Source organism: Comamonas composti DSM 21721, assembly GCF_000429845.1.
In the GTDB taxonomy this organism is placed as follows: Bacteria; Pseudomonadota; Gammaproteobacteria; order Burkholderiales; family Burkholderiaceae_C; genus Comamonas; species Comamonas composti.
Genome location: NZ_KE386972.1, coordinates 165220 through 182171, shown reverse-complemented (window position 1 = coordinate 182171; position 16952 = coordinate 165220). Strand labels below are relative to the sequence as shown.

The following is a 16952-nucleotide window of genomic DNA, read 5'->3' as shown; positions in this document are numbered from 1 at the left end:
GCCTTTGCGTGCCTGGCCGCTTAAACTGGCGCCCATGTCTTTGCAGCCGCCTGTTCCACCAAGCCAGCCAGCCAGCGTGCAGCAACTGGGCTGGCGCCTGCGTCAGCGCTGGGTGCATGGGCTTTGCAGCGGTCTGCCCGAGCTGGCCCGGCAGATCGATGCGGCATTGTCCGAAGAGCCGGCCACGCGGGGCACGGCGCGCGAGATGCAGGCGCGCCAGGAAGCCTGGAGCCGCTTTCGTCAGCACCAGAACGCCTGGCTGAATGCCTGCGTGCGAGTGCTGGGCCAGGCCTTGCAGGAGGGCGGGGCCGCATCTGCGCCCAGAAACCAGGGCATGCCGAAGTTCGAGCTGCTCAGCGACGAGGTGGTCGAGGCCAAGCTCCAGGCCTCGCGCCTGGCCCTGGCCATGGACGAGGCCACAAGCTCCGTCTTCGATACCCTGCGCCTGCGCATACAGCATCTCGAGGGTCGGGAGTTGCCGGCCGGCGACCTTCTGCGTGTAGAGACCGTATGCCTGGTATTCATCGAGCAGTGGGAGGTCGCAGGCCTGCCGCGCGCCGATCTGCAGCGGCTGCAGGATGTCCTGATCAAGGGGCTGGGCAGCCTGTTTGCTGCCCAGTACAAGCTGGCCCACGACCTGCTGGATGCCCAGGGCGTGCAGCGCTCCTACGACATGGCCATGAAGGTCAAGCGCAGCGAATCGGGCCAGAGCAGTGCCAACATGGGCTTTTACGCCAGTGCCAGCATGTCGCTGTCCCAGACCCAGCCGGGCGCCTTGCCGGGCCCGCTGCCGGACTCCCTGTCGGGTGTCATGCGCGGCGGCGCCCAGGTGCCTTTGGGCATGGCCGCGCTCGCACTGGCACGCCAGCGCACCCAGGAGGTCGCCAATCAGCTCAAGCGGATCTTCCTGACCCAGTCCCGGCCGGGCATGGCGGGCGCGACCGCGCTCGACTCGCCGCTGATGCAGGCCACGGCCTTGATGCCGCACACCACCATTTCCCCGGCCCTGACCCAGGCGCTGTATGAGCAGCAGCTCATGGCCCAGGCGTTCTACCAGACGCAACTGCACAGCCGGAGCCTGGGCGCATCCTCGACGGCGGACTACAGCTCCGCCGCCGTGGGCCGGCTCGCCGACGAGGCGCGTCAGCGCTCGGTGGACTGGAAGCGCAAGGCTGCGACCACGGGGGAAAAGGCCACGATCGAGATCGTGGCCCTGATGTTCCAGAGCATTCTGAGCGAGGACCGCATACCGCCTTCGGTGCGCGTGTGGTTTGCGCGCCTGCAGGTGCCCGTGCTGCGCGTGGCCCTGGCCGAGCCCGAGTTCTTCAGCGATCTGCGCCATCCTGCGCGTGTCCTCATAGACCGGCTGGGCTCCTGCGTGCTGGGCTTTGATGCCAGCAGCATAGGCGGCAGTGCGCTGGAGACCGAGATCAAGCGCATCGTCCAGGTCATCGAGCAATACCCGGAGACCGGGCAGAAAGTCTTTGTGCTCGTGCTGCGCGAGTTCGAGGAGTTTCTCGCGCGCTACCTGACCGAGACCCAGGATAAGACCAAGATCATCACCCTGGCCCAGCAGGTCGAGCAAAAGGAGACCCTGGCCGTCCAGTACACCATCGAGCTGCGCAATCTGCTCACCGACATGCCGGTGCGTGAGGAGATCCGCGAATTCCTGTTCAAGACCTGGACCGAAGTGCTGGCCCTGGCAGCCGTGCGCCATGGCGCTCAGGACGAGCGCACCATGCGGCTCAAGCAGGCGGCCAGCGAGCTCGTCTGGGCAGCGAGCGCCAAGCCTTCGCGCCATGAGCGCAGCCAGGTCATCCAGGCCTTGCCCGCGCTGCTGCAGACCTTGCGTCACGGGCTGGAGACCATAGGCATCACGGGGGAGGTGCAGTCCGCGCGCGTCAAGCAGGTCACCGATGTGCTGGCCCAGGCCTTTACCTCGAAGACCGCGGCCATTGCGCCTGAGCGCATCGAGGCCATGGCCAAGCGCCTGGCCCATCTGGAGGAGTTCATCAGCGCCGATGGACGCATAGAGGACACGCCGCTGTCGCCGGAAAACCTGGAGGCCATTCTGGGCGTGGAGACTTCGGGCCTGACGGTTCTCGCAGGCACCCAGGCTGCCGTGGAGCCTGCGATCCAGGAATGGGCGCGTTCACTGGCCCTGGGCCGATGGTTCACGCTGGACCACAACAATCTGCGCGCGCAACTGCAATACGCATGGAGCAGCCGCCGCAAGCAACTGCACTTGTTCGTGGCCCAGGACGGGCACTGCTACCTGCTGCAACTGCAGCGCCTGGGCGCCTATCTGCAATCCGGCCTGCTGACCGCCCACGACGAGGAAGCGCTGACCGTGCGTGCCACACGCGACGCCCTGCAGAAAATCCAGGCGAATCCCGAGCGGCTGGAGGCCTAGCCCCGCTCCAGACGCTGGTAGAGACCGCCCGGCAGGCGCGCGACCAGCCCTTCAAGTTCCAGATCCAGCAGGCGTGCCTGCAGCCGGGCTGCACCAAGGCCGGTGCGCTCCATCAGGCTGTCCAGCAGCAAAGGGTCGTGGCCAAGCGCCTGCAGCACGGGATTCTCGGATGCCGGGGCCGTTGCGGGCGGCGGTTGGGGCGGGGCCTTGGCTTTGGCCGGGCCTGGGGGGCGGCGTATGGCCAGGCCTTGGAGCTCTTCGAGCACATCCTGGGCCGTTTCCACGAGCTTGGCGCCTTCGCGCAGCAGCTTGTGGCAGCCGCGTGACTGGGGCGCATGGATGGAGCCGGGAATGGCAAACACTTCTCGCCCCTGCTCGGCCGCGAGCCTGGCCGTGATCAGCGAGCCCGACTGCAGCGTGGCCTCGACCACCAGCGTGCCCTGGGCCAGGCCTGAAATGATGCGGTTGCGCTGGGGGAAGTGCCGGGCCAGAGGCGGGGTGCCCAGAGGGTATTCGCTGACCATGAGGCCGTGCCGCGCCACTTGCAGCGCCAGTGCCTGATGCTGCAAGGGGTAGACCTGATCCAGGCCCGTGCCCACGACGGCAATCGTGGCTGCCGCCGGCGATGCGCTGTGCGTGCGCTGGCGTGCCGCCCGCAGCGCGCCCTCATGGGCCGAAGCGTCCACGCCCTGGGCCAGGCCGGAGACGATGCACAGCCCGGCCTCGACCAGGGCCTGGGCCATCAGGGCAGCATTCGCCCTGCCCTGGGCCGTGGGGTTGCGGCTGCCGACCATGGCCAGGGCCTGCGGATAAGGGAACCAGGGCGCGTTGCCATGCAGGCGTGCGGCACTGGCCTGCACGAACAGCAGCAGCGGGGGGTCTTCGGTCTGCAACAGGGATTCGGGATATTGGGCATGGCCCAGCGGAATCAGTGCATGGGCCAGGTCCTGGGGCGGGCTGGCCAGCCAGAGCCGTGTTGCGTCGAGCTGCTCCTCGAAGCGCGGCGGTGCCTCGCTCAAGGCCTTGGCCTGTGCGCTCGTGAGCCCTGGCGGCCACAGCGAGTGCGGGCCCTGCCATATGGCTTGGGCGCTGCCGCAGGCCGCGAGCAAGCATCTGGCGCTGGCTCGGCCCACGCCCGGAGTGAGCAGCAGCCTGAGCCAGGCCGAGAGCTCTTCCTCGGATGGATGCAGAGATGAGGGCTGGGGCGGGGCGGCAGTCATGGTCCTGGATGCCGCTCCATGGTCTTCAGCGAGCCGTGGCGCCGGACGCGAACCCCGCGCGCCCGGGGGGCGAGAGTCGGGGCTGAGCGCTTTCCGGGCAGGCGAGCCAGCCGCGCCCTTTCCCGGTTTCAGGGAAAGGCGCGCAGCGGCTCAGGGGAGGCCTCATCTCAAGGCGCAGGAGAGTTCAGGCGGTCGCCGACCTCGACGCCCCGGCGTGCCTCAAGGATGAGTGCATAGGAGACGCGCTCAAAAGTGCGGAACACCATGGCATAGCCATTGTGTTCATCGGGCAGTTGCACCCATTCCCTCTTGTCGCCGGTCTTGTCGAGAACGCGTGCGCCGCGGGTGATCAACTCCAGCACCGCGCCATCGTCAAGACCGTCGCTGCTGCCCTTGTTGATGGCCACGACCTGGTTGTGGGCCGCCCATTGCACGGCGAGATCGCCATAGAGCGAGACCACGCTGGCCTGGGTCGGGGTGGTCGGCGCATGAGGCGCGTAGTTCATGTAGCCGCGTTCGGGCGTGGGCAGCAGGCGGTCGCCGGCACGCATTTCCATCTTGACCCGGGTCAGCTCCACCGTGGCCGGGGAGCTCAGGACCTGGCCCTTGTCGCCCTCGATGGTGGCCTCGCTGCTCAGCAGATCGGCATTGCCCAGGTATTTGGCTTCATAGCCGAGGATCTCGCCGCTGACCGGGTCTTTGAGCGCCACTGCATCACGGAACACGCGGAACTTGTAGGGCAGGCCATTGCCCCGGACCAGGGGCGCATCTTCTGTGCCGCGTGCATAGGCACGATCGCCATTGGCCATGAGCATGCGCTTGTCCGGCATGGCGATCAGGCGCGGCGCACGCTGCAGTGTCTCGGCGTCCACGACCAGGGGCTCGGCCAGAAAGGGCTCGATCAGATGCGGTTGCAGCGTCGGCAGGGCGGCCGAAGCCAGGGATTCGCTGCGTGTGCGCGGCGAGACGCGCACCACGCCACCGTCGCCATGGGCGGAGGTGCTCAGGCGCGCATAGCCATTGCTCTTGTGCAGATAAAGCACCTGGCCGGGATAGATCAGATGCGGGTTGGCGATGCTGGACAGGTTCATGCCCCAGAGCTCGGGCCAGCGCCAGGGGCGGCGCAGGAAGACGCCCGAGATGCCCCAGAGCGTGTCGCCTTGCTTGACGGTATAGCTGTCGGGCGCGCTGGGAGCCAGCTCGCTTTCGGGAATGCCTTGCTGAGCCACCTGCTGGGCCGTGGCGCGCTGGGCAGGCGTCACAGGGTATGGCTGGGCATGTACGCCTGTGAATGCAGCGATCAGTGCCGATGTAACAGTCCAGGCACGAACGGTGGCGTATGCTGTCATGGATATCCTTTTACGAGTAAACACAGCGTCCCTCTCTGCGCTGCGGCGCCGCCGATCTTGACACAGGCGGTCGCGAGTCTTTACGAGTCAGCGCCGATTCTCATTCCAAGGCCTTGACGGAGCAATGCTTATTGCAGCATTGCTCTGCGGTACTCGGGAAAAGTGGCGAAAATAACTACATTTTGCACGTCAACCATGGCTATTCTTCCGATTCTCTGCTATCCCGATCCTCGTCTGCACACCGTGGCCAAGCCCGTGGCCCAGGTGGACGAGCGCATACGCACCCTGGTGCAGAACATGTTCGCGACCATGTATGACGCCAACGGCGTGGGCCTGGCGGCAACCCAGGTCGATGTCCACGAGCGCGTCGTCGTGGCCGATGTCTCCGAAGAGCGCAACCAGCCTTTCGTGCTGATCAATCCGGAGCTCCTCTGGGCCAGCGAGGAAAAGCAGCTGGGTGAAGAGGGCTGTTTGTCCGTGCCCGGCATCTACGACGGCGTGGAGCGTTCGGTGGCCGTGAAGATCAAGGCCCTGGACGAGAACGGGCAGGAGCGCATCATCGAGGCCGAAGGCTTCAAGGCGATCTGCATACAGCACGAAATGGACCATCTTCTGGGCAAGGTGTTCGTCGAATACCTGTCCCCTCTGAAGCGCAACCGCATCAAGACCAAGCTCGTCAAACAGCAAAAGCAGGTTGCCAAGGCCTAAGGAGTCCGTATGGAGTCTGCCAACAACGCCTCGTGGGTCGGCCGTCTGGCGAGACTCTTGCTGTGTGCCAGCATGCTGGCGGCTTTGGCCGGCTGCATGGTGCCGCAGTGGCAAAAGCCGGGCACAGCCAGGGCTGAGATTGAAGAAGGCATGGGCCGGCCCACGCTGAGCGTGCCACTGTCCGATGGGGGCACGCGCCTGGTCTACAGCGGCCAGCCTGCGGGCCAGCAGGTCTATCACATGGATTTCGATGCCGGCAACCGCCTGGTGCGCGTGGACCAGGTGCTGGATCTGGCGCACTTTTACACGCTGCGCAACGGGGTGGATACCAAGGACGATGTCTACCGCACCTTCGGCCCGCCGGCCAAGGTGGAGCGGGTCTACAGCTTCAAGGGCGATATCTGGACCTACCGCTTTCTGGACAACGGCAATCCTCGGCGAGCGCATGTGCACATCGATCCGCAAGGCGTGGTGCAGAAAGTGATGTTCACCGACGAGAGCATGTATTGGCGGGATCCGTCCCGGTGAGACCCCCTGAGGCGCTTTGCGCCTTCCCCCTGGAAGGGGGACGACGTCATCGCAGCGGGACGGCTCTTGCCCGGCGTCTTTGAGTTGGGCCGCGTTTGTTTTGAGCGCTGAGCCCTGACTTTGATCTCGCCTCCTTCGAGAAGAGGGCGAGGGTGACGGCTTGTCCGGGACAGGGCTTGATGTCGCGCGGGGCGTGTCAGCTGTCAGTAGACAGGCAGTATTTCTAAAACATTGGTTTGCAACGCATGAGAGTCATTTTTGCCGGCACCCCGGATTTTGCGCGTGTGGCGCTGCAGCGGCTGCTGGCCGCTGGCTTTGAGGTTCCCCTGGTCCTGACCCAGCCCGACCGGCCTGCGGGGCGCGGCATGAAGCTGCAGGCCTCGCCCGTCAAGCAGTGTGCGCTGGAACAGGGGATTGCCGTGGCCCAGCCCATGAGCCTGCGCCTGGATGGCAAATACCCCGAGGATGCGGCGGCGGCCCAGGCTGCGATAGCGGCCGCACAAGCCGATGTGATGGTGGTTGCGGCCTATGGCCTGATCCTGCCGCAATGGGTGCTGGATGCTCCGCGCCTGGGCTGTCTCAACATCCATGCAAGCCTGCTGCCGCGCTGGCGCGGCGCGGCGCCGATTCACCGCGCCATCGAGGCCGGCGATGCCGAGACCGGCGTGACCATCATGCAGATGGATGCGGGTCTGGACACCGGCGATATGTGCCTGGTCGAGCGCCTGGCGATTGCGCCCGATGACACCACGGCCAACCTGCACGACAGTCTTGCCGACCTGGGTGGGCGCCTCATCGTCGAGGCCCTGGAAATGGCGGCTTGCGGCAGCCTGCCGCGCACGCCCCAGCCCGCAGAGGGCGTGAACTATGCGCACAAGATCGAAAAGGCCGAGAGCCTGGTCGACTGGAGCCAGGATGCGTCCACGATTGCGCGGCGCCTGCGCGCCTTCAATCCGTTTCCGGGTGGCGCCACGGATTTTCAGGGCGAGGCCATCAAGCTGTGGCAGGGCCAGGCCGAGCCCAGGACTGTCGATGCCGCGCCGGGTACCGTGCTCTCGGCCGATGCGGACGGCGTGCGCGTGGCCTGCGGCCAGGGCCAGCTGTGCCTGAACCTGTTGCAGCGCGCGGGCGGAAAGCGCCTGGGCGCGGGGGATTTTCTGCGCGGCTTCGAACTGCCCGTGGGCGCCGTTCTGGGCCAGCCATGAAGGATTCGCCCCTGGTCCTGCGTGCGCAGGGCATTGTGCGCGACCCCGCGTTCCGCCTGGGCGTGCAGGACATGCTGGGCACTTCCATTGGCATTGCGGCCTGGGGCCTGGTCACGGGCGTGGCCATGATCAAGGCCGGCCTGTCCCTGCCCCTGGCCCTGGCTCTGGGGCTGCTGGTCTATGCGGGCAGCGCCCAGTTGGCCGTGCTGCCGCTGATGGCCGTGGGGGCGCCGCTGTGGGTGATCTTCTTCACCGCCATCTGCGTGAACCTGCGCTTTGTGATCCTGTCCAGCATGTGGCGCAGCTACTTTGCCCATCTGCGCCTGCGCCATCGCATGACGATCGGCTATTTCAGCGGCGACGTGATCTTCGTGGGCTTCATGAAGCGCTACCCCGACGCCACGCCCCGGCCCGAGCAGGTGCCCTACTTCTGGGGCGCGGCCATCAGCAACTGGCTGGCCTGGCAGATTCCGTCCACGCTGGGCATCTTGCTGGCCAACCAGGTGCCCCTGTCCTGGGGCCTGGGCTTTGCGGGGGTGCTGGCCTTGCTGGGCGTGCTGTTGTCCATGCTCAAGGACCAGGCCTCGTGGGTGGCTGCGGGCGTGGCCTGCACGGCGGCCGTGGCGGCGTTTGCGCTGCCGCTCAAGCTCAACATTCTCGTGGCGATTGCGGCGGCCGTGGCCGCAGGCCTGCTGGCCGAAAGCCTGAGCCGCCAGCTCAGGAGCCGGCCCGAGGTCTTGAGCGCTGGCGCCCGGCCCGGCCTGGCCGCGCCGGATGCGGCTGGCAACCCCGTGCTGATGCGCGAAGAGAACAAGGAGAGGTTGTGATGGATGACTGGCTCTGGGGCCTGCTGGCCTGCCTGGGGCTTACGGCGATCACCGTGGTCACGCGCGCCTTCTTCATGATTCCCGAGCGCGCAGTGCCCATGCCGCGCTGGCTCAAGCGTGGCCTGCAATATGCACCTCTGGCGGCGCTGGCCGCCGTGATCGCGCCCGAGATCGTGATGAGCAATGGCCAGCTCATCTCCAGCCTGGTCGATGCGCGCCTGCCGGCCGTCGTCGTGGCTGTGGCCTATTTTTTCTGGCGCCGCGACATCATGGGCACGATTGCGCTGGGCATGCTGGTCTATCTGCCCCTGCACATTGGGTTGGGCTGGTAGCAGCTCGCCCCCGGGCGGTTGGCGCTGCATCTTCCCGAGGGGGCGACAGCTTCGCAGCGGGGCGGATCTTGCACGCTGTCTCTGCATTAAAAGGTGAGCTGCCAGCGCTTGTCTCCAGGCGATTTCAAGGCTTTATATGCCTGAAGCTGGCTGTCAGAAAGCGCTGGCAGCTATTTCTTTGTGAGTGCCCTGCCATGCCCTGGGGGAATCCGCAAAGGCACTGGCCCCAAGGGTTGGAGCGAAATCGGGCTCTAGGACCTCTACAATGGCCGCGGCTTTTTCTTTACCCATCCAAGGTGCGGCTGCGGCTCGCTCTCCCACTGTTGCCATGAACATTCTTCGTTTTTCCGATCTGTGCGCCCAGGGCAAAGCCCAGGGCCAACGTGTTTTCATCCGCGCCGACCTCAATGTTCCTCTGAACGATGCCGGCCAGATCACCGAAGACACGCGCGTGCGCGCCTCGGTGCCCGCGATTGAGATGGCACTCAAGGCCGGTGCGGCCGTGATGGTGACCAGCCACCTGGGCCGCCCCACGGAGGGCGAGTTCAAGCCCCAGGATTCGCTGGCCCCCGTGGCCCAGCGCCTGGCCGAGCTGCTGGGCCGTGAAGTGCCCCTGGTGGCCAACTGGGTGGACGGCGTGCAGGTGGCGCCCGGCCAGGTCGTGCTGCTGGAAAACTGCCGCGTCAACGTGGGCGAGAAAAAGAACAAGCCCGAGCTGGCCCAGAAGCTGGCCCAGCTGTGCGACATCTTTGTGAACGACGCTTTCGGCACTGCCCACCGCGCCGAAGGCACGACCTATGGCATTGCCGAATACGCCCCCATTGCCTGCGCCGGCCCGCTGCTGTCGGCCGAGATCGACGCCCTGAACAAGGCCCTGGCTGCCCCGGCCCGCCCGCTGGCCGCCATCGTCGCCGGCTCCAAGGTCTCGACCAAGCTGACCATCCTCAAGAGCCTGGCCGACAAGGTGGACCAGCTCATCGTGGGCGGCGGCATTGCCAACACCTTTATGCTGGCCGCCGGCCTCAAGATCGGTAAATCCCTGGCCGAGCCCGACCTGCTGGCCGACGCCAAGGCCGTGATTGACGCCATGGCAGCGCGCGGCGCCGAAGTGCCCGTGCCCACCGATGTGGTCACCGCCAAGGCTTTTGCGGCTGACGCCCCTGCCACGGTTAAAAAGGCCAGCGAAGTCGAAGACGACGACATGATTCTGGACATCGGCCCCGAAACCGCCGCCAAGCTGGCCGCCCAGCTCAAGCAAGCCGGCACCATCGTCTGGAACGGCCCCGTGGGCGTGTTCGAATTCGACCAATTTGCCAACGGCACCAAGGTGATTGCCCAGGCGATTGCCGAATCCCCCGCCTTCAGCATTGCCGGCGGTGGCGACACCCTGGCCGCCATTGCCAAGTACGGCATTGAAAAAGACGTGGGCTATATCTCCACTGGTGGCGGCGCTTTCCTGGAAGTGCTGGAAGGCAAAACCCTGCCGGCCTTCGAGATCCTGGCCAAGCGCGCCAATGGCTGATGGCCGCTGATTCATAGCGAAATCCGGCTCCAGCGCTTGCTGTATCAGCGCTGGCAGCTAGCAAAAACAAAGCCCGTGGACTGCAAAGCCCACGGGCTTTTTTGCGGCCAAAAACAGACGCTACACCGCCAGCGATGGCCTAAAATATCTGTATGAAAACCCAGTATTACACCGCAAGCAGCCTGGACGGCTTTCTGGCCACCGAGGACGACAGCCTGGACTGGCTGTTCCCGCTGGGCAGCCTGGAGAGCTCCAGCTACCCCGGCTTCATCGCCGAAGTCGGCGCCCTGGCCATGGGCTCGGCCACCTATGAATGGATGCTGCGCCATGCCCAGGAAGCCATGGCCGAAACCGGCGCAGCCTGGCCCTATACCCAGCCCTGCTGGGTGTTCTCCAGCCGCGAGCTGCCGCCCATGCCTGGTGCTCAAGATGCAGAAATTCATTTCGTGCAAGGCGATGTGCGCCCCGTACACGCCGCCATGCGCGCGGCCGCCGGCGACAAAAACCTGTGGGTGGTGGGCGGGGGCGATCTGGCCGGCCAGTTCCACGACGCCGGCCTGCTCGACGAAATCATTGTGCAAATCGGCTCCGCCACGCTGGGCCAGGGCAAGCCGCTGTTCCCCCGTCGCGTACTCAGCCCCAGGCTGCAGCTGGAAGCTGTCCGGCATGGCCGAGCTGCGTTATCGCGTGCAAAAGAGCTAGCGCCGTGCTTGGCGACCTGCTGGCAGGGCTGCCTTCCCCAGAAGTAGCATGCGCGTCCCAATGGACAAGTCTGGCTGTGGCAGGGTAATGCCACGGTGCACTGCCCATAAAACGGGCGGAGCCTAGATCAGGGACAGCGAGCAAGGGCCGCCCCGCCGCGAGGCTGTCGTCCCCCTCCCAGGGGGAAGGCGCGCTAGCGCCTCAGGGGGTAGCCTTTTTCGGCCACAGCACCGATGCAATGGCCAGCATGATCAGCGCCACGGCGGCCCAGTCCTGCCAGCGCAACTGCTCGCCCAGCCACCAGGCGCCGCTGAACACACCGATCACGGGGATGAGCATCACGCTCAGCGTGGAAGCCACGGGCGGCAGGGTGCGGGCCAGAAAGAACCAGGTCACCTGGGCAAAGCCAATGGCCAGCGGGCCGTTGTAGAGGATGGTGACCAGGGTCGTGTGGTCCGGCCAGTGCCACAGCTGGCGCTCGAACAGCGTGGACAGCAGGCTCAGAAAGATGGCCGTGAGCAGCACCATCCAGAACGACAGCGTCATCAAGGGCACGGGCATTTCGGTGCGGCGCAGCAGCTGGGTACCCATGGCCCAGCCGGCCGCTGCCGTCAGAATCAGGGCCACGCCCAGCGGGCTGCCCAGCGAGGTCACGGCATGCCACAGCAACAGCACCACGCCCAGGGCGGCGGCGGCCACGCCGGCCCAGGCCCGGCCGGCCAGGTGCTCGCCAAACACCACCACGCCAATCACGGCCGAGAAGATGGGCATGGTGTAGCCCAGAATGGCGGCCCGCCCGCTGGACAGCAATGGCATGGACAGAATCATCAGGCAGTGCCACATCAGCATATTCGTCAGCGTCAGCAGGGCCAGCTTGCCCCAGGCCGCGCGCGGCACCGTCCACGGCGCTTTTTGCTTCCACAGCACCAGCGCCAGCACCGGCACGGCCAGCCACATGGCAATCATGCGGAAAGTCAGCGGAGGGAAATGCGCCACGCCCACTTTCATGATGGGCCAGTTCAGCCCCCAGACGATGGTGAGCAGTACCAGCAAGACAAGCTGGCGCGAGGTAAAGCGGGGCAAAGAGGCAGACATAGGTAACTGATTGTGCCGACAAGCAGGCCCGCGTGCAGGGACTCCCCGGGCCGCGCAAGCCGGCATTCAGGCCGCCCATTTAAAATCACGCCCCATGAATTTTCTCGACATGCTGCGCGACGCGTCCACGCGCAATGACTCCATGCTGTGCGTGGGTCTGGACCCCGAACCCAGCCGCTTTCCTGCCGCCATGCAGGGCGACGTGTCGAAGATTTACGACTTCTGCGCCGCCATCGTCGACGCCACCCACGACCTGGTGAACAGCTTCAAGCCCCAGATTGCCTATTTCGCCGCCCACCGCGCCGAAGACCAGCTGGAAAAGCTGATGGCCCATATGCGCCGTGTGGCCCCCCATGTGCCGGTGATTCTGGATGCCAAGCGTGGCGATATCGGCTCCACGGCCGAGCAGTACGCCAAAGAGGCCTTCGAGCGCTACGGTGCCGACGCCGTGACCCTGTCGCCCTTCATGGGCTTTGACTCGATCACGCCCTATCTGAAGTACGAGGGCAAGGGCGCCTTTCTGCTGTGCCGCACCTCCAACCCCGGTGGGGACGACCTGCAGGCCCAGCGCATGGCCGATCTGCCGGGCCAGCCCGCCATGTTCGAGCATGTGGCCAAGCTGGCCCAAGGCCCGTGGAACACCAATGGCCAGCTGGGCCTGGTGGTGGGCGCCACCCGCCCGCATGAGATCGAGCGCGTGCGCGCCGTGGCTCCCAGCCTGCCGCTGCTGATCCCCGGTGTGGGCGCCCAGGGTGGCGACGCCGTGGCCACGGTGAAGGCCGCCAGGATCGGCGGCGGCCCCATCATCATCAACTCCTCGCGCGCCATTTTGTATGCCTCGCAAGGCGAGGACTTCGCCGCAGCCGCCCGCAAGGCCGCCCTGGACACCCGCGCCACGCTGCAGGCTGCGGGGCGCTAGGACAGACGCCCGCATGCAGGCCAAGTGGCTGGAGGACTTCGTGGCTCTGGCCCAGGAGCGCAGCTTTACCCGTGCGGCCGAGCTGCGTCATGTCACGCATCCGGCCTTCGGGCGGCGCATTCGTGCGCTCGAGGCCTGGGCCGGAACCGCCCTGGTCGATGCCGGCGCCGGGCCCGTGCGGCTCACGGCAGCGGGTGAAGCCTTTCGCGATACGGCCGAGCAATTGCTGCGCACCCTGGCCCAGTCCCAGGCCGAGCTGCGCGCCCTGGGCGGCCAGCAGGCCCACAGCATCACCCTGGCCACGGGGCGCACGCTGGCGCGCACCATGGTCGCCGACTGGCTGGCGCGCTGCAGCGGCGTGCTGCAAACGGCCGAGCTGCGCATTCTCACGCGATCGCTGGAGGAAACCGTGCTCATGCTGCAGCGCGGTCAGGCCAGCTTTGCGCTGCTCTACCACCACGCGGCGCTGGCCGTGCGCCTGGATGCGCGGCAGTTCAGCCATCTGACCGTGGCCAGCGACAAGCTCGTGCCCGTGTCCCGCGCCGATGCCCAAGGCCGTGCGCTGCATGACCTGTCCACCCAGGCCGCCGTGCCCTATCTGGCCTATTCGCAAAGCCTGGCCCTGGGCCGGCTGGTGCAGGACCATTTGAGCCAGCACCCGCTGGCGCCGCGCCTGCGCCGCTGCATGGACAGCGACTCGGCCGACGCGAATTACGAATACGTGCGCAAAGGCCTGGGCCTGGGCTGGATGCCCTGGTCCATGGTGCGCGCCGACTGCCTGAGCGGCGAGCTGGCGCCGGCCGCCGATGCCAGCCTGGAAGTGCACTTCGACGTGCGCCTGTACCGGCCCAAGCGTCATCTGGGCCAGGCGGCCGAGCAGTTCTGGCGCGATATCACCCGGGCCTGAGAGCGTATTCCAGCCCTTGCTTGCGCCGTGCGCGAATGGCACGGACCCGTGCCCCATAGGCACCGACCCGGGCCGGCGGTGTTTGCACAATCCGGGCAGATCACAACAAATGGAGACACAGCCATGCCTGCCACGAACTTCCCGCGCCGCGCCGCCTTGCTGGCCGCGGCCCTGCTTGCTGCCTGCGGCAGCACCTTTGCCGATGAGGGCGGCACCTATCCGAGTCGCGCCATCACCATGGTCGTCGGCTATCCGCCCGGTGGCAGCACCGACCTGGTCGGCCGTCTCGTGGCCGATGGCCTGGCCTCGCGCCTGGGCCAGCCCGTGGTCGTGGAAAACCTGGGCGGCGCCGGCGGCGCCATCGGTGCGCAAAAGGTCGCCAAATCGCCGGCCGACGGCTACACCATCTTCGTGGGCGCGAACAACGAGCTCGCGATTGCCCGGCTCATCAACAAAAGCATCAAGTACACGATTGGCGACTTCACGCCCATAGGCCTCGTGGGCTCGCAACCCATGGTGCTCGTGGCCTCGCAGAAGACCGGCGTGAAGAATGCCGGCGAGTTCACGGCCCAGGTGGCGAAGAACCCCGGCAAGTTCAGCTACGGCAGCTCGGGTGTGGGCACGGCCCTGCATCTGGCCGGTGAAATGGTCAAGGAGCAGGGAAAGCTGCACATGACGCATATTCCCTACCGGGGCGTGGCGCCGCTGACCACGGATCTCGTGGGCAGCAACATCGAATTCGGCGTGTTCGTGCTGTCCTCGGGCCTGCCCCAGATCCGCGCGGGCAAGGTCGTGGCCCTGGGCACGACCGAGGCCAGGCGCTCGGCCATCACGCCCGATATTCCGGCCCTGTCCGAACAGCCCCAGTACAAGAACGTGGACATCAACGTCTGGTTCGCGCTCATGGCGCCCAAGGGCCTGCCCGAGCCCATCGCCGCCAAGCTCAAGAAGGCCCTGGACGAAACCATGGCCTCGCCCGAGTTTCGCAAGAAGATGGAGGACACCGGCAACGTGGTCGCCGATCCCGCGACCGATGCGGGCAAGTACATCCATGCGGAGATCGCCAAGTACGCAAAGATCGTGCAGTTCGCACATATAGAGAATTAAGCCCCCTGAGTCGCCTGCGGCGCCTTCCCCCAGGGGGACGAGGCCTTCGCCGCGAGGCGGCTCTTGCCCGGCGTCCCTAAGAACGTGTTTACGATCTCTACGCTGGGCCGCGCCGGTTTCATAGGCCGTGGATGACTGAAATGAGTGATTTGAGATTTGAACTGCCCCTGCCCGATCTTGCGCCCTGGCGTGCGGGCAATACCGGGGTGGAGGGCGTATGGCGCTTCGACTCCGGCCGCCCCGGGCGCCGGGTCATGATCTCGGCCCTGGTGCACGGCAACGAGATCTGCGGCGCCTGGGCCGTGGCCGGCCTGCTCGAGGCCCTGACCCAGGGCCGACTGGCGCCGCACAGCGGCAGCCTGTGCCTGGTGCTGGCGAATCTCGAGGCCTTCGACCGCTTCGACGCGCGCGACCACGATGCCTCGCGCTTCGTGGACGAGGACCTGAACCGCCAGTGGCAGGACGTGCGCATGGACGAGGGCGGCACGCGCGAGCGCCGGCGTGCGGCCGCGTTGCGCCCCTTTGTGCGCGAGGCCGACTGGCTGCTGGACCTGCACTCCATGCACGAGCCCTCGGCGCCGCTGCTGCTCACGGGCCTGCAGCCGCGCAACCGCGAGCTCGCACGGCGCATGGGCGCGCCCGCACACATCGTGGTCGATGCAGGCCACAAGGACGGTACGCGGCTGCGCGACTACGGGCGCTTCAGCCTGCCCGATGCCCAGGCCGGGGACTCGCGCTCCCTGCTCGTGGAATGCGGCTTTCATGGCGACCCCGCCAGCCGCGACGTGGCGCGCGACCAATGCCTGCGCTTTCTCGAGGCTGCGGCCATCTTCGGCGCTGCCGAACTCGCAACAGCCCTGCCCGGCTGGAAGCAGGCCGATGCCGCCGAACAATGGGCGCTGGAAGTCACCGAGCCCGTGGTCGCAAAAAGCAGCGGCTTTCGCTTTGCCGCGCCCTATACGGGGCTGGAATGCTTTGCCAAGGCCGGCAGCGTGATCGGCGACAACGACGGCCAGCCCGTGACCACGCCCTATGACGACTGCGTGCTCGTCATGCCCTCGGTGCGCCAGGCGCGCGCAGGCGTGACCGTGGTGCGCTTTGCAAAGCGCCACGCTCTAAGACCATAGTTGCAAGCGCTTGCCACATCTTGGTTTCAATGGAAAAACCATCTGAAATCCATACAGGGCAAGCGCTGGCAGCTATTCTTTTAATTGTGTTGCTGCGCCCAGAGATCGGGGCAGGACACTCACCAGACGGCTCATGTCAAGCGACAGCTCCAGCTCGTAGAGTTTGCGTGCAGCATGCACGGCCACGGGCCGGGGCAGGCGCCGGATGTTCTCCAGTTGCCAGGCGTAATAGCCTTCCTCCCAGCCGCTGGAGCAGGCAGCCTGGACCTGATCGGTCCTCCATGGCGCGGCCCAGGCAATGTCCACCAAGGCCACGGCCTGTGCATGCGGGTCTGCAGGCCTCTCACGGGTCAGGTATTGCCGGTTCTCCACGATGAGCACATTCCTCAGCGGTAGCGAGGCCGGCAGCCAGGAGCGGACTTCCAGCGTTTTTCTGCCCCAGGCAATGTTCTGGCCATGGGGCGCGACGATGGACAGGGCAAGAAAAGTGCTCATGGTGTGATGGAAGGCGCCGCAGCCGGCGTGCCCTGGTGGTAGCGCAGCCGCCACTGCGTGCCGCAGCGCAGCCAGATCGAGGAGCGCAGCGTGTGCTGGACCAGGGCTCCGTCGGCCTCGCGCAGCGCCGAGCCATAGTTGAGCAAGGCCAGATCGGGCCCCAGCCAACGAGCCGAGAAATCCGTGGATGCCACGGGCGCCCGGCTTTGCTGCCCCGCCAGAAAGTCGATCACCGTGGCCCGGTCATAGGCCAGGCCCGAGCGCCCGACTTCATGAAACTCCGGGTGCAGCAACTGCTCCAGCCGGGCCCGGTCGCAAAAGGTGCCTGGGTGGTGAAGCTCCTGCTCCAGGGCCTGGAGCTCGGCGGTCAAGGCCTGCATCTGAATCCTCCGTGAATCATGTGCTGCACGCGCCCGGCCCGGGGACGCCGAGCAAGAGCCGCCTCGCGGCGAAGGCGTCGTCCCCCTTCAGGGGGAAGGCGCAAAGCGCCTCAGGG

General features: G+C 66.4%; 17 protein-coding genes. 12 read left to right on the top strand and 5 right to left on the bottom strand.

Features of this window, described 5'->3' with window-relative positions:
* The first annotated feature begins 34 nt into the window (after nt 1–34).
* On the top strand, nt 35–2413 hold the full coding sequence (locus G486_RS0119495; RefSeq protein ID WP_027017044.1) for a DUF1631 family protein: 2379 nt from the start codon (nt 35–37) through the stop codon (nt 2411–2413).
* Here G486_RS0119495 and dprA read toward each other — a convergent pair.
* Nucleotides 2410–3633 (bottom strand): DNA-processing protein DprA, encoded by a 1224-nt coding sequence (dprA, locus tag G486_RS0119490; protein ID WP_034388513.1) that lies wholly within the window; start codon nt 3631–3633, stop codon nt 2410–2412. The genes G486_RS0119495 and dprA overlap by 4 nt on opposite strands.
* Nucleotides 3634–3800: 167 nt before the next feature.
* Nucleotides 3801–4982, bottom strand: coding sequence for a LysM peptidoglycan-binding domain-containing protein (locus G486_RS0119485; RefSeq protein ID WP_027017042.1), 1182 nt, complete (start codon nt 4980–4982; stop codon nt 3801–3803).
* 195 nt (nt 4983–5177) lie between these two features.
* Here G486_RS0119485 and def point away from each other — a divergent pair, with 195 nt between their 5' ends.
* The 7 genes from def to G486_RS22890 all read left to right on the top strand — a co-directional run bounded on the left by def (nt 5178) and on the right by G486_RS22890 (nt 10853).
* Nucleotides 5178–5690: a peptide deformylase gene (gene def, locus G486_RS0119480; protein WP_027017041.1), complete on the top strand. Its 513-nt coding sequence runs from the start codon at nt 5178–5180 to the stop codon at nt 5688–5690.
* Between the two features lie 9 nt (nt 5691–5699).
* The gene (locus tag G486_RS0119475) at nt 5700–6218 is read left to right on the top strand and encodes a protein kinase family protein (protein ID WP_051303683.1); all 519 of its coding nucleotides are present in this window, start codon (nt 5700–5702) and stop codon (nt 6216–6218) included.
* A gap of 245 nt (nt 6219–6463) precedes the next feature.
* Nucleotides 6464–7423 carry a methionyl-tRNA formyltransferase gene (gene fmt / locus G486_RS0119470; protein ID WP_027017039.1) on the top strand — a complete coding sequence of 320 codons (960 nt, stop codon included), beginning with the start codon at nt 6464–6466 and terminating at the stop codon, nt 7421–7423.
* Nucleotides 7420–8250, top strand: a complete 831-nt coding sequence (locus tag G486_RS0119465) for an AzlC family ABC transporter permease (RefSeq protein WP_027017038.1) — start codon at nt 7420–7422, stop codon at nt 8248–8250. Before fmt ends, G486_RS0119465 begins: the two co-directional genes overlap by 4 nt.
* Complete coding sequence (locus tag G486_RS0119460; protein WP_027017037.1) at nt 8250–8582, top strand: AzlD domain-containing protein; 333 nt, start codon at nt 8250–8252, stop codon at nt 8580–8582. Before G486_RS0119465 ends, G486_RS0119460 begins: the two co-directional genes overlap by 1 nt.
* A 328-nt stretch (nt 8583–8910) precedes the next feature.
* Nucleotides 8911–10104, top strand: coding sequence for a phosphoglycerate kinase (locus G486_RS0119455; RefSeq protein WP_027017036.1), 1194 nt, complete (start codon nt 8911–8913; stop codon nt 10102–10104).
* Nucleotides 10105–10256: 152 nt separating this feature from the next.
* Nucleotides 10257–10853 carry a dihydrofolate reductase family protein gene (locus G486_RS22890; RefSeq protein ID WP_156920103.1) on the top strand — a complete coding sequence of 199 codons (597 nt, stop codon included), beginning with the start codon at nt 10257–10259 and terminating at the stop codon, nt 10851–10853.
* Nucleotides 10854–11007: 154 nt separating this feature from the next.
* On the opposite strand, the gene G486_RS0119445 is transcribed toward G486_RS22890, so the two are convergent.
* A complete protein-coding gene (locus tag G486_RS0119445) occupies nt 11008–11889 on the bottom strand; it encodes a DMT family transporter (RefSeq protein WP_027017035.1) in 882 nt (293 codons plus the stop codon).
* 106 nt (nt 11890–11995) lie between these two features.
* On the opposite strand from G486_RS0119445, the gene pyrF reads away from it, so the two are divergent.
* From pyrF to G486_RS0119425, 4 genes are all read left to right on the top strand, one after another.
* The gene (gene pyrF, locus G486_RS0119440; protein ID WP_027017034.1) at nt 11996–12820 is read left to right on the top strand and encodes an orotidine-5'-phosphate decarboxylase; all 825 of its coding nucleotides are present in this window, start codon (nt 11996–11998) and stop codon (nt 12818–12820) included.
* Between the two features lie 13 nt (nt 12821–12833).
* Complete coding sequence (locus tag G486_RS0119435) at nt 12834–13727, top strand: LysR substrate-binding domain-containing protein (protein ID WP_027017033.1); 894 nt, start codon at nt 12834–12836, stop codon at nt 13725–13727.
* A gap of 123 nt (nt 13728–13850) precedes the next feature.
* Nucleotides 13851–14834, top strand: coding sequence for a Bug family tripartite tricarboxylate transporter substrate binding protein (locus G486_RS0119430; protein ID WP_027017032.1), 984 nt, complete (start codon nt 13851–13853; stop codon nt 14832–14834).
* 140 nt (nt 14835–14974) lie between these two features.
* Entirely contained in the window at nt 14975–15961 is a 987-nt protein-coding gene (locus G486_RS0119425) for a M14 family metallopeptidase (RefSeq protein ID WP_027017031.1), read from the top strand.
* Nucleotides 15962–16033: 72 nt separating this feature from the next.
* Here G486_RS0119425 and G486_RS22885 read toward each other — a convergent pair whose 3' ends face one another.
* Complete coding sequence (locus tag G486_RS22885; RefSeq protein ID WP_051303682.1) at nt 16034–16456, bottom strand: hypothetical protein; 423 nt, start codon at nt 16454–16456, stop codon at nt 16034–16036.
* Nucleotides 16453–16836: a nuclear transport factor 2 family protein gene (locus G486_RS22880; RefSeq protein WP_034388508.1), complete on the bottom strand. Its 384-nt coding sequence runs from the start codon at nt 16834–16836 to the stop codon at nt 16453–16455. Before G486_RS22880 ends, G486_RS22885 begins: the two co-directional genes overlap by 4 nt.
* Nucleotides 16837–16952: the final 116 nt, after the last annotated feature.

Excerpts from the sequence above, each read along its gene's own strand:
- G486_RS0119495 (WP_027017044.1), top strand. The coding sequence starts at position 35 with ATGTCTTTGCAGCCGCCTGTTCCACCAAGCCAGCCAGCCAGCGTGCAG.
- dprA (WP_034388513.1), bottom strand. The coding sequence starts at position 3,633 with ATGACTGCCGCCCCGCCCCAGCCCTCATCTCTGCATCCATCCGAGGAA.
- G486_RS0119485 (WP_027017042.1), bottom strand. The coding sequence starts at position 4,982 with ATGACAGCATACGCCACCGTTCGTGCCTGGACTGTTACATCGGCACTG.
- def (WP_027017041.1), top strand. The coding sequence starts at position 5,178 with ATGGCTATTCTTCCGATTCTCTGCTATCCCGATCCTCGTCTGCACACC.
- G486_RS0119475 (WP_051303683.1), top strand. The coding sequence starts at position 5,700 with ATGGAGTCTGCCAACAACGCCTCGTGGGTCGGCCGTCTGGCGAGACTC.
- fmt (WP_027017039.1), top strand. The coding sequence starts at position 6,464 with ATGAGAGTCATTTTTGCCGGCACCCCGGATTTTGCGCGTGTGGCGCTG.
- G486_RS0119465 (WP_027017038.1), top strand. The coding sequence starts at position 7,420 with ATGAAGGATTCGCCCCTGGTCCTGCGTGCGCAGGGCATTGTGCGCGAC.
- G486_RS0119460 (WP_027017037.1), top strand. The coding sequence starts at position 8,250 with ATGGATGACTGGCTCTGGGGCCTGCTGGCCTGCCTGGGGCTTACGGCG.
- G486_RS0119455 (WP_027017036.1), top strand. The coding sequence starts at position 8,911 with ATGAACATTCTTCGTTTTTCCGATCTGTGCGCCCAGGGCAAAGCCCAG.
- G486_RS22890 (WP_156920103.1), top strand. The coding sequence starts at position 10,257 with ATGAAAACCCAGTATTACACCGCAAGCAGCCTGGACGGCTTTCTGGCC.
- pyrF (WP_027017034.1), top strand. The coding sequence starts at position 11,996 with ATGAATTTTCTCGACATGCTGCGCGACGCGTCCACGCGCAATGACTCC.
- G486_RS0119435 (WP_027017033.1), top strand. The coding sequence starts at position 12,834 with ATGCAGGCCAAGTGGCTGGAGGACTTCGTGGCTCTGGCCCAGGAGCGC.
- G486_RS0119430 (WP_027017032.1), top strand. The coding sequence starts at position 13,851 with ATGCCTGCCACGAACTTCCCGCGCCGCGCCGCCTTGCTGGCCGCGGCC.
- G486_RS0119425 (WP_027017031.1), top strand. The coding sequence starts at position 14,975 with ATGAGTGATTTGAGATTTGAACTGCCCCTGCCCGATCTTGCGCCCTGG.
- G486_RS22885 (WP_051303682.1), bottom strand. The coding sequence starts at position 16,456 with ATGAGCACTTTTCTTGCCCTGTCCATCGTCGCGCCCCATGGCCAGAAC.
- G486_RS22880 (WP_034388508.1), bottom strand. The coding sequence starts at position 16,836 with ATGCAGGCCTTGACCGCCGAGCTCCAGGCCCTGGAGCAGGAGCTTCAC.